We start from the raw sequence: 12,585 nt of genomic DNA on the forward strand, positions 1-12,585 counted from the left end.
GAACCACCGATGATCACCAGCAAGCTGCCGAATGTCGGCATCACTATCTTCACTCAGATGTCTCAGCTCGCGGCTCAGACCGGCGCGCTCAATCTGTCCCAGGGCTTTCCCGATTTCGCGGCCCCGCAGGCCCTGTGCGATGCGGTCGGCCGGCATATCGCCAGCGGCCATAACCAGTATTCGCCAATGACCGGGCTGCCGGTGTTGCGTCAGCAGATCGCGGCGAAGATCGCCCGCAGTTATGGCGTGCAGGTGGATGTGGATACTGAAGTGACGGTTACCCCCGGTGCGACCGAGGCGATTTTCTGTGCCATTCAGGCGGTTATCCACAGCGGTGACGAAGTCATTGTGTTTGACCCGGCATACGACAGCTACGAACCTTCGGTGGAGCTGGCAGGCGGCCGTTGCGTGCATGTGCAACTGGGCCTGAACGATTTCAGTATCGACTTCGAGAAGCTTGCTCAGGCACTGAGCCCGCGCACGCGGATGATCATTCTCAACTCCCCGCACAACCCTAGCGGTGCGTTGATCAGCCGTGACGAACTCGACCAGTTGGCGACGTTAATCCGTGATCGCGATATCTATGTGATCAGCGACGAAGTCTACGAGCACCTGGTGTATGACGGCGTGCCTCACGTTAGCGTGCTGGCCCATGAGGAGTTGTATCAGCGTGCATTCGTGGTCAGTTCGTTCGGCAAGACCTACCACGTCACCGGCTGGAAAACCGGTTATGTGATCGCACCGCCGGCCCTGACGGCGGAATTGCGCAAGGTGCACCAGTACGTCAATTTCTGTGGTGTGACGCCGCTGCAATATGCCTTGGCCGACTTTATGGCCGAGCATCCGGAGCACGTCGAAGAGCTGCCTGCTTTCTATCAGGCCAAGCGTGATCTGTTCTGCGATCTGCTGGCACCGTCGCGTTTCAGTTTCACCCGGGTGACCGGCACCTATTTCCAGTTGGTCGATTACTCGCAGATCCGCCCGGACCTCAATGACGTCGAGATGGCCCTGTGGATGACTCGCGAGCACGGCGTGGCCAGTATCCCGATCTCGGTGTTCTACCAGACGCCACCGGTCGGCCAACGCCTGGTGCGGCTGTGCTTCGCCAAGCGTGAGGAGACCCTGCGTGAAGCGGCGGAAAAACTATGCGTGATCTGAGTGCATTGCCGAAACTGACCGTTGCGCTGATCCAGACGTCCCTGGCCTGGCACGACCGCCAGGCGAACCTCGAGCATTTCGAGCCGTTGCTGGAGCAGGCTCGCGGCGCCGACCTGATCATTCTGCCGGAGATGTTCACCACCGGGTTCTCCATGGAGTCCGAGACCCTCGCCGAAGCGGAAAACGGGCCTACCAGCAAATGGCTGCGGGCTCAGGCTTTGAGGCTTGATGCGGTGATCACCGGTAGCGTGATCGTCCAGGCCGCCGATGGCAGTCATCGCAATCGTCTGTTGTGGGCACGCCCGGATGGCGAGGTGTGGCATTACGACAAGCGTCACCTGTTTCGCATGGCCGGTGAGCATAACCACTACACCCCCGGCGAGCGCCAGGTGCAGTTCGAGCTCAAGGGCTGGCGAGTACGGCCGTTGATTTGCTACGACCTGCGCTTCCCGGTGTGGAGCCGTGACGCCCAGGACACCGACCTGCTGCTGTACACCGCCAACTGGCCCGGTGCGCGGCGCCAGCACTGGAACCGCTTGCTGCCGGCGCGGGCGATCGAGAACCTGTGCTATGTGGCGGCGGTGAACCGTATTGGCACGGATGGCAAAGGTTTTGCGTATACCGGTGACAGCCAGGTCCTGGATTTCCAGGGCGAGACGCTGCTCAGTGCCGGAGAGGCTGACGGGGTGTTCAAGGTGGTGCTGGATGCGGCGGAACTGGCGGCGTATCGCACGCGGTTTCCGGCGAATCTGGATGCCGATACCTTCGAGTTCACCTGAAATCTTTACTGTCTGACAGGGCCTCATCGCGAGCAAGCTCGCTCCCACAGTGACCGCGTTCACACCGATCAAATGTGGGAGCGAGCTTGCTCGCGATGGGGCCGGGACAAGCAATACAAAAACAGGCAGGCAAACAAAAAGGCCCCGAGGTTCACACCCCGGGGCCTTTTGCATTTCAGCGATGGCTTACGCCGCTTTCGCTTCCGGCTGGCTCAGCGAACGGTTCAGTGCGCTGAACAGGGCCTTGAAGCTGGCGGTGGTGATGTTTTCGTCGATGCCGACGCCATGCACCGCGCGTTCGCCGTTCACACGCAGTTCAATGTAGGCCGCAGCCTTGGCATTGGTGCCAGCGCCGATGGCGTGCTCGTTGTAATCCATGATTTCCACCGGTACCGGCAAGCCGGCCACCAGCGCCTCCAGGGCGCCGTTGCCCTTGCCGCGCCAGTGCAGGTTAGTCTCGCCCTGGCCTTGGCTGGCCACTTCCACTTCGACGGCGCTGTGACCGTTTTCTTCCTGCAGGCGATGGCTGACCAGCGCGTACGGGGTGTTGGCCTGCAAGTACTCGCTGTGCAGCAATGCGTGGATCTGCTGGGCGGTCATTTCCAGGCCCAGGCGGTCGGTTTCACGCTGCACGACCTGACTGAACTCGATCTGCATGCGACGCGGCAGGCTGATGCCGTATTCCTGTTCCAGCAGGTAGGCGATACCGCCCTTGCCCGACTGGCTGTTGACGCGGATGACCGCCTCGTAGCTGCGGCCGATGTCGGCCGGGTCGATCGGCAAGTACGGTACTTCCCACAGTGCGTCCGGTTTCTGCTGGGCAAAGCCCTTGCGGATCGCATCCTGGTGCGAGCCGGAGAACGCGGTATGCACCAGGTCGCCGACGTACGGGTGACGCGGGTGCACCTGGATCTGGTTGCACTCTTCGACGACTTTGCGCACGCCGTCGATGTCGGAGAAGTCCAGCTCAGGGTTCACGCCCTGGGTGTAGAGGTTCAACGCCACGGTCACGAGGTCGACGTTACCGGTACGCTCGCCGTTGCCGAACAGGCAGCCTTCGACACGGTCGGCGCCAGCCATCAGGCCCAGTTCGGTGGCGGCAACGCCGGTGCCACGGTCGTTGTGGGTGTGCAGGCTGATGATCACGCTGTCACGACGGTTGATGTGACGGCCAAACCATTCGATCTGGTCGGCATAGATGTTCGGCGTCGCGCATTCCACCGTGGCCGGCAGGTTGAGGATCATCTTGTGCTCGGGCGTCGGGTTCCAGACTTCGATCACCGCGTCGCAGACTTCCTTGGCGAACTCCATTTCGGTGGCGCTGAAGGTTTCCGGCGAGTATTCGAAGGTCCACTCGGTATCCGGCTGCATGGCCGCGTATTTGACGAACAGCTTGGCGGCGTTCACGGCGATGGCCTTGACCCCGTCCTTGTCCTGGTTGAAGACAATGCGGCGGAAGGAAGGGGAGGTCGCGTTGTACAGGTGAACGATGGCTTTCTTCGCGCCGCGCAGGGATTCGAAGGTGCGCTCGATCAGGTCTTCACGGCCCTGGGTCAGCACCTGGATGGTGGTGTCGTCCGGGATGTGGTTGCCTTCGATCAGGGTGCGGACGAAGTCGAAGTCGGTTTGCGAGGCGGCCGGGAACGACGCTTCGATTTCCTTCACGCCGACCTGCACCAGGGTTTTCCAGAAACGCAGCTTCTTGACGGCGTCCATCGGTTCGATCAGCGACTGGTTGCCGTCGCGCAGGTCGGAGCTGCACCAGATCGGCGCGGCGGTGATGGTTTTCGACGGCCAGGTGCGGTCCGGAATGTCGATGGTCGGGAACGCGCGGTATTTCGAAGACGGGTCTTTGAGCATGCTCATCAGGAAATCCTTATTGTGTTGGCCGAAAAAAGGCGGCCTGCCGGTGGATCAAAAGTTCTTGGACTAACGCTTGGGACGAGGCACCACGATTCAGCCCGGCAGTCGTGCACTGACGAGGCACAGGCTGCGGTGTTGGCGGAGCTGAATGAGGGTGTGAGAGGTTTTCATGCCTTCAACCCTAACCTTGGGGGGGAAAGATGGCAAGCAGTCGAAAAAAATTGAGAGGAATACTCGTGAACGGGTATTTATCGAGATTTTATTGCTGCGATTGGCAGTGATTGTTTTGTTGTTTGCGCGAGGTTTGAGTGGTGCGCAATTGATGATGTGACACTGCCGGACTGCTTTCGGTGTCTGTGATATTGCCATCGCGAGCAAGCTCGCTCCCACAGGTACAGCGCAATCCCTGTGGGAGCGAGCTTGCTCGCGATGAGGCCATCAGCTTCAACAAAAAGCTAGGGCTGAAACGCACCAATGAAGATAGCCGGATCGACCCGCGCATCGTTCAGGCTGATGTTCCAGTGCATGTGCGGTCCGGTCGCGCGGCCGGTCGCACCGACTTTGCCGACCACGTCACCACGGGCCAGTGGCTGCCCCACCTTCACGTCGATTTTCGACATGTGGCAGAACATGCTGATAAACCCCTGGCCATGGTCGACGAACACCGTGTTGCCATTGAAGAAATAGTTACCGATCAGGATCACCTTGCCGGCGGCCGGGGTCTTGATTGGCGTACCGCCGGGTACGGCGAAGTCCAGGCCTGAGTGGGGGTTGCGTTCTTCACCGTTGAAAAAGCGCCGCACGCCGAACTTGCTCGACAGCGGCCCGTTCACTGGTTTGTCCAGCAGCAGGTTGCTCGGGGTGTTGGGGCTGAACGTGCGGTAGGCAGTAATCTGCTCAGCCAGTTCACGCTCGATGCGCTTGAGATTTTCCGGGTCCGGATTGACCTGTTGGGTGTTCTTCAGGGTAATGCGCTGTTCCGGGTATTTCTTGTTGCCAACCGTAAAATTCAGATTACGGCCGCCGCTGCTGACCGATTGAACCCCCGGCTTGACCGTCAGCGGCAGGCCGACAATGGCCAGCCAGTTGTTCTGTTCCTTCACTACCAGCACCGGTTTGCCTTGATAAGTGGCTTTTGGTGCCTGGGCGGACGTGCCCAGGTCCACCACCGAAACGCCTCCCGGCACCGGTTTGTTCAACTGGCGAGTAATGTAGCTGTCGGCATGGGCGTTGAAGGTCAGGAGCAGCAACAGCAACGGAGCAAAGAAACGCGGCATGGATCAATCCAGTAAAGAAAGGGTGACGGGCGTCAGGTGATTGTCTTCGACCCGCACTTGCAGTTCGCCCTCGCCCAGTTTGGCCTTCAGGCGCTGGCCGGTATGGGTTTGCGCGGCGTTGCGGATCGCGTTGCCGCGCTCGTCCAGCAAGATGCTGTAGCCACGGCCGAGGGTCGCCAACGGGCTGACCACATGCAGTGTCTGCATCTGGCTGTGCAACTGCAGGCGACGGCTCTTCAGCCCTTCGCGGATCGCGCGCGGCAGGCGTTCGGCCAGGCTGTCGAGGCGCTGGCGAAGCATTGCCAGTTGCCGGCCCGGATGTTGTGCAGCCAGACGGGTTTCCAGGCGGATCAAGCGTTCGCGGCGGGTGTTGAGGCTGCGCTCGAACGCGCGGCGCATGCGCATGTCCAGGTCATCCAGGCGTTGCGCTTGCTGGCGCAGGCGCTCGCCGGGATGACGCAGGCGCCGGGAAACGCCTTCCAGGCGCAGGCGGTCGCGCATCAAGCGGTCCCGCATGCGCATCACCAGCCGTCGGTGCAGGCTTTCGACCCGACGCACCAGGTCGCTGGAATCCGGTGCCAGCAATTCGGCGGCAGCGGAGGGGGTGGGCGCGCGTACGTCGGCCACGAAGTCGCTGATCGACACGTCGGTTTCATGGCCGACCGCGCTGACAATCGGCGTCACGCAAGCGTCTACGGCACGGGCCACGGCTTCTTCGTTGAAGCACCAGAGATCTTCCAGCGAGCCACCGCCCCGGGCCAGGATCAGTGCGTCGAAACCGCGGGCATCGGCCAGTTTCAGGGCGCGGACAATCTGCGCTGTGGCTTCGCGGCCCTGTACGGCGGTAGGGATCAGGGTCAATTGCACCTGCGGTGCACGACGGCGGAACACGCTGATGATGTCGCGGATCACCGCCCCAGTGGGCGAACTGATGATGCCGATGCGTTGCGGATGCGCCGGCAACGGCACCTTGCGCTCGGCACTGAACAGGCCTTCGGCGCTGAGCTTTTCCTTCAAGGCATCGAAGGCCAGGCGCAGCGCGCCATCGCCAGCCGGCTCCACGGTGTCGAGGATCAGCTGATAATCACCGCGCCCCTCGAACAGCGAGACCTTGCCACGCACCTTGACCGCCAGGCCGTCTTTCAAGGCCTGGCGAACCCGTGCCGCGTTCTGCCGGAACAACGCGCAACGGACCTGGGCGCCGCTGTCCTTGAGGGTGAAATAGACGTGGCCGGAAGCCGGGCGGGCGAGGTTGGAGATTTCGCCTTCGACCCAGATGTTGCTGAACACGTCTTCAAGCAACACCCGCGCGCGGCCGTTGAGCTGGCTGACGGTCAGGACTTCGCGGTCCAGGCCGAGTCTTGCAAAGGGATCTTTAATCATGGGGCGCAGTTTAAAGGCATTTGCCTGGCAATCTCCACGACTGCTCACAAATCCATTGAGGGCATTTATGTGGGAGCGAGCTTGCTCGCGATGGGGCCAGCAAATTCAGCATTGATGTGCCAGACAGATCGCCATCGCGAGCAAGCTCGCTCCCACAGAGGTAAAGTCGCCTCATGTGATCAAGGAAGATGTTCGGATGAATGTGTTTGAACTGTTGAACCAATGGCCATTCGGCCCGCTGGACTGGGTGGTAATCGGTGCGGGCATCGCCCTGGCCTACATCGTGTTCGGCATCGCCGGTTTCGGCACCGCACTGGTGGCCGGGCCGATTCTGATTCTGTTCATGCCGCTGTCGAAGATCGTGCCGTTGCTGGTGTTGCTCGATTTTGTCGCGGCATTCGGCAATCTGCTGCCTTCGCGGCGCGATGTGGCGAGGCCGGAGTTGTTGCGGTTGCTGCCGTGCATGGCGGTGGGCTGCACACTTGGCGTGATATTCCTGCTGAACCTGAAATCCGACCTGTTGCTGCTGCTGATGGGGCTGTTTATTAGCGCCTATGCAATTTACAGCCTGTGGATAAAGGTCCGTCCGGCGCAGTTGTCCGCCGCGTGGGCGCTGCCGATGGGGACGGTGGGCGGAATGTTTGGCGCGTTGTTTGGCAGCGGCGGCTTTCTCTATGCGATCTATTTGAACAGCCGGTTGCCCAAGGAGGCAGCCAGGGCCACCCAGAGTGCGCTGATCAGTTGCAGTACGGTGGTGCGTTTGAGCCTGTTTGCAATCGCCGGTGTGTATGCCGATTTGCCGTTGCTGGTGCTGGCGGTTTGTCTGTTGCCGGCGATGGTGCTGGGGCTGTGGTTCGGTCGACGGCTGACCATGCGCTTGTCCCGCGAGGCGTTTGTGCGCCTGGTGACGTGGTTGGTGCTGGCCAGTGGGATCGCGTTGATCGGACGCTATCTCAGTACCTGAAGATTCAACTTGTGGCGAGACGCTTTGTGTGGGAGCGAGCTTGCTCGCGATGGGGTCAGCAAATTCAGCATTGATGTGCCAGACAGATCGTCATCGCGAGCAAGCTCGCTCCCACAGAAGAGCCCCCCCAATGCAAGCTGTTCAGTCGTTGTACTGGCTCAACAAACGCTCCAGTCGCGCACTGAGGCGGCGTTTGATTTCGGTCTCGATGTGCGGGGCGAAATCGTCGATCACGTCTTGCATGATCAATTGCGCGGCGGCGCGCAATTCGCTGTCCAGGTGCAGCAAGTCATCCGGGTTCTTGCTGGGGGCGGGCGCCGACGTTGCCGCGGTGACGGGTTCAACGATCGGGGCAGGCGTTGTCGGTACGACGGGTGGCGAAGGTTCGCTCACGGCGTCGAACAACATGGGAATCTGTTCCTGATCACCTTCCTCGACCGTGTCGGTCAGCAGAGGCGGTTGCAGGTTGTCATCGCCGAGCAATTGGCGGATCGACTCAAGGTCGTCCAGCAGGTGCGCGGACTGTTGCAGCGGTTTTGGAGTGTCCATTGGAAGGCTCAGAGTCGCTGTAAACGGTGATCTTGCAGAGGATAGCCCTGTTCGCGGTAGAAACGGAAACTCTCCCGCGCGGCCGCTCTGATCGTCGGATCCTCCACCACCACTTCCGCCACCCGGGCGAACCTGTTGGCGAAGACCGGGACTTTCAGGTCGAGATTGACCAGCAAATCCTGATGTTGACCGCAGTCATCGCCCAACCCCAGGACAATCAAACCCTCAGGCTCGGTGTCGGCGGGGCCGTGGGGCACGAAGCTTTCGCCCTTGAACGCCCACAGCCGCGCATCGAGATCGTCACGCTGGGCCGCGTCGCTGCAATGCAGGTAGATGCGGTGGCCCATGCGCCAGGCTTTCTCGGTGAGCTTGCAGGCAAAGTCCAGGCGTGCCGAAGGATCGGCGCTGGGCAGGATATAGAAGTCGACTTTGGTCATTGCGGTTCCAGAGCGGCAAGCGGCGTCACCGGGAAGTGACGCCGCCGCCCATCAACGGTTTCAGGCTTTGGCGCGGTCCAGCAGGTATTGGGTCAGCAGGGGAACCGGACGGCCAGTGGCGCCCTTGTCCTTGCCGCCGCTGGTCCAGGCCGTGCCGGCGATGTCCAGGTGCGCCCAGTTCAGGTTCTTGGTGAAGCGCGACAGGAAGCAGGCCGCAGTGATGGTGCCGGCTTTCGGGCCGCCAATGTTGGCGATGTCGGCGAACGGGCTGTCCAGCTGTTCCTGGTACTCATCGAACAGCGGCAGTTGCCAGGCGCGGTCGTCGGCAGCCTTGCCGGCGCTCAGCAGTTGGCCGATCAGTTCGTCATTGTTGCCCAGCAAGCCCGAGGTGTGGGAACCCAGGGCAACCACGCAGGCGCCGGTCAGGGTCGCGATGTCGATGACCGCTTGCGGCTTGAAGCGCTCGGAGTAGGTCAGGGCGTCGCACAGCACCAGACGGCCTTCGGCGTCGGTGTTGAGGATTTCCACGGTCTGGCCGCTCATGGTGGTGACGATGTCGCCCGGGCGCGAAGCGTTGCCGCTCGGCATGTTCTCGGCGCAGGCCAGGATGCACACCAGGTTGATCGGCAGCTTCAGCTCGAGCACGGCACGCAGGGTACCGAACACGCTGGCGGCGCCGCCCATGTCGTACTTCATTTCATCCATGCCGGCACCCGGCTTGAGGCTGATGCCGCCGGTGTCGAAGGTGATGCCTTTGCCGACCAGCGCGTACGGCTTCTCGGATTTCTTGCCACCGTTGTATTGCATGACAATCAGGCGCGGAGGCTGGGCGCTGCCCTGGCCGACGGCGTAGAACGAGCCCATGCCCAGAGCCTTGATCTTCTTCTCGTCGAGGACTTCGACTTTCAGGTCCTTGAATTCTTTGCCCAGGTCTTTGGCCTGCTCACCGAGGAAGGTCGGGTGACAGATGTTCGGCGGCAGGTTACCCAGGTTACGGGTGAAGGCCATGCCGTTGGCGATGGCGGTGGCGTGGGTCACGGCGCGTTGCACTTCAGCCTGGGCGGCCTTGATGGTCAGCAGGGTGATTTTCTTCAGCGCGCGGGGTTCGGCTTTCTGGCTCTTGAACTGGTCGAAGCTGTACTCGCCGTCCACCAGGGTTTCGGCCAGCAGGCGGGTCTTGCCATAACTGTCGCGGCCTTTGACGACCACTTCATCCAGGGCCAGCACCGCATCGCTGCCGCCCAGGCTTTTGAGGGTATTGAGGATGCCGGCGATGATCTTGCGGAACGGGCGGTCACCCAGTTCGTCGTCCTTGCCAACGCCCACCAGCAGCACACGCTCGGCCTTGAGGTTCGGCAGGCTGTGCAGCAGCAGGCTCTGGCCGACCTTGCCGGCCAGGTCGCCGCGCTTGAGCACAGTGCTGATCGCGCCGCCGCTCAGTTCGTCGAGTTGTCTGGCAACACCGCCGAGCTTGCGGCCTTCGCCGACGGAGACCACGAGAGTGGCGGTCTTCAACGTTTCGGGGTTGACGCTTTTTACAACCAGTTCCATGTCCGGGTCCCTGAATTGATGGTTATCACGCATGCGCCCGACACCTTATGTGCGTCGATTGCTTATAAATAGAAAGGCGCCAGGATCGACCGGCGACAAAGGCCGCAGTTTGAACCTCGCTACCGGCGGCTGACAACCCTCGACCGCACGAATGTAGGAGCGAGCCTGCTCGCGAAGAACCCAAGATTGACGCAGGGTGTCAGGCTCCCCGCGTTATCGTTGACGACCATCGCGAGCAGGCTCGCTCCTACAAGGGGGGATGCATTGCGCAGTGACAGGCGCATCCAATCACAGGATAATGCGCCATCTTTTTTCGGCGGCTCTGCCTTGCGGGCTGTCCGATACGTTTGCTTGTTCGGCCGCCTTAGCCTGACAACCCTGGAGTGTCTGGTTTGATCGTCTTCCGTTATCTATCCCGCGAAGTCCTGTTGACCTTGAGCGCCGTCAGTGCCGTGCTGCTGGTCATCATCATGAGCGGTCGCTTCATCAAATACCTCGCCCAGGCGGCTTCGGGCCTGCTGGATCCGGGGTCGTTGTTCCTGATCATGGGCTATCGCCTGCCGGGCTTCCTCCAGCTGATCCTGCCGCTGGGGCTGTTTCTCGGGATCCTGTTGTCCTACGGTCGCCTGTACCTCGAAAGCGAAATGACCGTGCTCTCGGCCACGGGCATGAGCCAGCAGCGGCTGTTTTGCATGACGCTGTTCCCGGCCACCCTGGTTGCGCTCGTCGTGGCGTGGCTGAGCCTGAGCCTGGCGCCACAGGGGGCCAATCAGTTTCAGTTGCTGCTGAACAAGCAGGATGCCCTGACCGAATTCGATACCCTGGAGCCAGGGCGTTTCCAGGCTTTGCGCGACGGCACCCGGGTCACCTACACCGAGAGCATGTCCGATGACCGCGTCAATCTGGGTGGTGTGTTCATCTCGCAAAAAAACATCAGTTCCAATAACAAGGATCGCGGGATTTCTGTGCTGGTGGCGGAAAAGGGGCGCCAGGAAATTCGTCCGGACGGCAACCGCTACCTGATTCTTGATAACGGCTATCGCTATGACGGTAGTCCGGGGCAGGCCGACTACCGGGCGATCAAGTATGACGAGTACGGTGTGTTGCTGCCAAAACCGGAAGTCAGTGACGAAGTCACCGACCGTGACGCAATGCCGACCCGTACATTGATCGGCAGTGACGACATTCGCATGCGCGCCGAGCTGCAATGGCGCATGTCTCTGCCGTTGCTGGTGTTCATCGTGACCTTGATGGCGGTGCCGCTGTCACGGGTCAACCCGCGTCAGGGCCGATTCCTCAAGTTACTGCCGGCGATTCTTCTTTATATGGCTTACCTGAGCATTCTGATTGCCGCCCGCGGGGCCCTCGACAAGGGCAAGATCCCTGCGGTGTTTGGCTTGTGGTGGGTGCACGGGATTTTCCTGTCCATCGGCCTGGGCTTGCTCTACTGGGAACCCTTGAGCTTGAAGAGGGCGAGTCGCCGCAGCGCGCTGGAGGTGGCCCGTGGTTAAGCTTGATCGCTACATTGGTAGCAGTGTGTTCATGGCGATCCTGGCGGTGCTCGGGATCATTCTTGGTCTGGCGACACTGTTTGCCTTCATCGACGAGATGGGGGAAATCAGCGATACCTACACCCTGGTCGATGTGCTGAGTTATGTGTTGTTGACCGCTCCGCGCCGGATGTACGAAATGCTGCCGATGGCTGCGCTGATCGGCTGCCTGATCGGTCTGGGGAGCCTGGCCAGCAACAGTGAGCTGACCATCATGCGCGCCGCCGGTGTGTCGATCGGCCGGATCGTCTGGGCGGTCATGAAGCCGATGCTGGTATTGATGCTGGCCGGCGTGCTGGTCGGCGAGTACGTCGCTCCGCCCGCTGAAACCGCCGCGCAGGCCAATCGCTCGCTGGCCCAGGGCAGCGGTGATGCGCAAAGCGCCAGGCACGGCTTGTGGCACCGCCAGGGCGATGAGTTCATTCACGTCAACTCGGTACAACCCAACGGCATCCTGTATGGCGTGACCCGTTATCGCTTCGACAAAGAGCGGCACATGCTGTCGGCGAGTTTCGCCAAGCGTGCCAACTTCGAAAACGATCACTGGCAGTTGTCGGATGTCACGACCACGCTGTTCCACGAGCGCAGCACCGAAGTGGTTTCGACCCCGCAAGAGCGCTGGGACGTTGCGTTGAGTCCGCAGTTGCTGAACACCGTGATCATGGTGCCCGAGTCGCTGTCGATCAGTGGCCTGTGGAGTTACATCCACTATCTGGCGGACCAGGGGCTGAACAATGGCCGCTACTGGCTGGCATTTTGGGTCAAGGTGTTGCAGCCGCTGGTGACTGCTGCTCTGGTGTTGATGGCGATTTCCTTCATCTTTGGTCCGCTGCGCTCGGTGACCCTGGGTCAACGGGTGTTCACCGGCGTGCTGGTGGGCTTCACCTTCCGCATCGTTCAGGATCTGCTGGGGCCTTCGAGCCAGGTGTTCGGCTTCCCGCCGTTGCTTTCGGTGCTGGTGCCGGCGGGTGTTTGTGCCGTGGCGGGACTCTGGCTGTTGCGTCGAGCTGGCTGATGGCGGGCATTTTCCGACCGCTTTGACGTTAAAAAACGCCCTTGTCGCAAGACCGGGGC

The 12,585-nt window shown here is 61.2% G+C and carries 12 protein-coding genes; 6 read left to right on the forward strand and 6 right to left on the reverse strand.

All coding sequences use genetic code 11. The features are described from left to right. The first annotated feature begins 9 nt into the window (after positions 1–9). On the forward strand, positions 10–1,158 hold the full coding sequence (locus PSJE_RS14645; RefSeq protein WP_090453241.1) for a pyridoxal phosphate-dependent aminotransferase: 1,149 nt from the start codon (positions 10–12) through the stop codon (positions 1,156–1,158). Then, complete coding sequence (locus tag PSJE_RS14650) at positions 1,146–1,937, forward strand: amidohydrolase (RefSeq protein ID WP_090453243.1); 792 nt, start codon at positions 1,146–1,148, stop codon at positions 1,935–1,937. The genes PSJE_RS14645 and PSJE_RS14650 overlap by 13 nt, the downstream gene beginning before the upstream one ends. Before the next feature lie 186 nt (positions 1,938–2,123). Here the strand turns inward: PSJE_RS14650 and leuA are convergent, their stop codons facing one another. After that, positions 2,124–3,803, reverse strand: coding sequence for a 2-isopropylmalate synthase (gene leuA, locus PSJE_RS14655; RefSeq protein ID WP_057716291.1), 1,680 nt, complete (start codon positions 3,801–3,803; stop codon positions 2,124–2,126). 166 nt (positions 3,804–3,969) lie between these two features. Between leuA and PSJE_RS31300 the strand changes: the two genes are divergently transcribed. Then, the gene (locus PSJE_RS31300) at positions 3,970–4,131 is read left to right on the forward strand and encodes a hypothetical protein (protein WP_167362849.1); all 162 of its coding nucleotides are present in this window, start codon (positions 3,970–3,972) and stop codon (positions 4,129–4,131) included. A gap of 124 nt (positions 4,132–4,255) precedes the next feature. Here the strand turns inward: PSJE_RS31300 and PSJE_RS14665 are convergent, their stop codons facing one another. Continuing rightward, the gene (locus PSJE_RS14665) at positions 4,256–5,077 is read right to left on the reverse strand and encodes a peptidoglycan DD-metalloendopeptidase family protein (protein WP_090453245.1); all 822 of its coding nucleotides are present in this window, start codon (positions 5,075–5,077) and stop codon (positions 4,256–4,258) included. Between the two features lie 3 nt (positions 5,078–5,080). Beyond that, positions 5,081–6,460: an exodeoxyribonuclease VII large subunit gene (gene xseA / locus PSJE_RS14670; protein WP_090453246.1), complete on the reverse strand. Its 1,380-nt coding sequence runs from the start codon at positions 6,458–6,460 to the stop codon at positions 5,081–5,083. Positions 6,461–6,656: 196 nt separating this feature from the next. Here xseA and PSJE_RS14675 point away from each other — a divergent pair, with 196 nt between their 5' ends. After that, entirely contained in the window at positions 6,657–7,424 is a 768-nt protein-coding gene (locus PSJE_RS14675; RefSeq protein ID WP_090453248.1) for a sulfite exporter TauE/SafE family protein, read from the forward strand. 141 nt (positions 7,425–7,565) lie between these two features. On the opposite strand, the gene PSJE_RS14680 is transcribed toward PSJE_RS14675, so the two are convergent. The 3 genes from PSJE_RS14680 to PSJE_RS14690 are packed head-to-tail and all read right to left on the reverse strand — an operon-like array spanning position 7,566 to position 9,961. After that, entirely contained in the window at positions 7,566–7,973 is a 408-nt protein-coding gene (locus PSJE_RS14680) for a DNA polymerase III subunit chi (protein WP_090453250.1), read from the reverse strand. Positions 7,974–7,981: 8 nt separating this feature from the next. Beyond that, positions 7,982–8,410 (reverse strand): DNA polymerase III subunit chi, encoded by a 429-nt coding sequence (locus tag PSJE_RS14685; RefSeq protein ID WP_090453252.1) that lies wholly within the window; start codon positions 8,408–8,410, stop codon positions 7,982–7,984. 60 nt (positions 8,411–8,470) lie between these two features. Then, positions 8,471–9,961, reverse strand: a complete 1,491-nt coding sequence (locus tag PSJE_RS14690) for a leucyl aminopeptidase (protein ID WP_090457748.1) — start codon at positions 9,959–9,961, stop codon at positions 8,471–8,473. Between the two features lie 392 nt (positions 9,962–10,353). Here PSJE_RS14690 and lptF point away from each other — a divergent pair, with 392 nt between their 5' ends. Together lptF and lptG are read left to right on the forward strand one after the other, a co-directional pair. After that, on the forward strand, positions 10,354–11,472 hold the full coding sequence (lptF, locus tag PSJE_RS14695) for an LPS export ABC transporter permease LptF (RefSeq protein ID WP_057716285.1): 1,119 nt from the start codon (positions 10,354–10,356) through the stop codon (positions 11,470–11,472). Beyond that, positions 11,465–12,526 carry an LPS export ABC transporter permease LptG gene (lptG, locus tag PSJE_RS14700; protein WP_057716284.1) on the forward strand — a complete coding sequence of 354 codons (1,062 nt, stop codon included), beginning with the start codon at positions 11,465–11,467 and terminating at the stop codon, positions 12,524–12,526. The genes lptF and lptG overlap by 8 nt, the downstream gene beginning before the upstream one ends. Positions 12,527–12,585: the final 59 nt, after the last annotated feature.

The sequence above is a fragment of the Pseudomonas jessenii genome (assembly GCF_002236115.1).
GTDB lineage: Bacteria > Pseudomonadota > Gammaproteobacteria > Pseudomonadales > Pseudomonadaceae > Aquipseudomonas > Aquipseudomonas jessenii.

Coding starts and splice junctions, on each gene's coding strand:
- PSJE_RS14645 (WP_090453241.1), top strand. CDS start 10: ATGATCACCAGCAAGCTGCCGAATGTCGGCATCACTATCTTCACTCAG.
- PSJE_RS14650 (WP_090453243.1), top strand. CDS start 1,146: ATGCGTGATCTGAGTGCATTGCCGAAACTGACCGTTGCGCTGATCCAG.
- leuA (WP_057716291.1), bottom strand. CDS start 3,803: ATGAGCATGCTCAAAGACCCGTCTTCGAAATACCGCGCGTTCCCGACC.
- PSJE_RS31300 (WP_167362849.1), top strand. CDS start 3,970: ATGCCTTCAACCCTAACCTTGGGGGGGAAAGATGGCAAGCAGTCGAAA.
- PSJE_RS14665 (WP_090453245.1), bottom strand. CDS start 5,077: ATGCCGCGTTTCTTTGCTCCGTTGCTGTTGCTGCTCCTGACCTTCAAC.
- xseA (WP_090453246.1), bottom strand. CDS start 6,460: ATGATTAAAGATCCCTTTGCAAGACTCGGCCTGGACCGCGAAGTCCTG.
- PSJE_RS14675 (WP_090453248.1), top strand. CDS start 6,657: ATGAATGTGTTTGAACTGTTGAACCAATGGCCATTCGGCCCGCTGGAC.
- PSJE_RS14680 (WP_090453250.1), bottom strand. CDS start 7,973: ATGGACACTCCAAAACCGCTGCAACAGTCCGCGCACCTGCTGGACGAC.
- PSJE_RS14685 (WP_090453252.1), bottom strand. CDS start 8,410: ATGACCAAAGTCGACTTCTATATCCTGCCCAGCGCCGATCCTTCGGCA.
- PSJE_RS14690 (WP_090457748.1), bottom strand. CDS start 9,961: ATGGAACTGGTTGTAAAAAGCGTCAACCCCGAAACGTTGAAGACCGCC.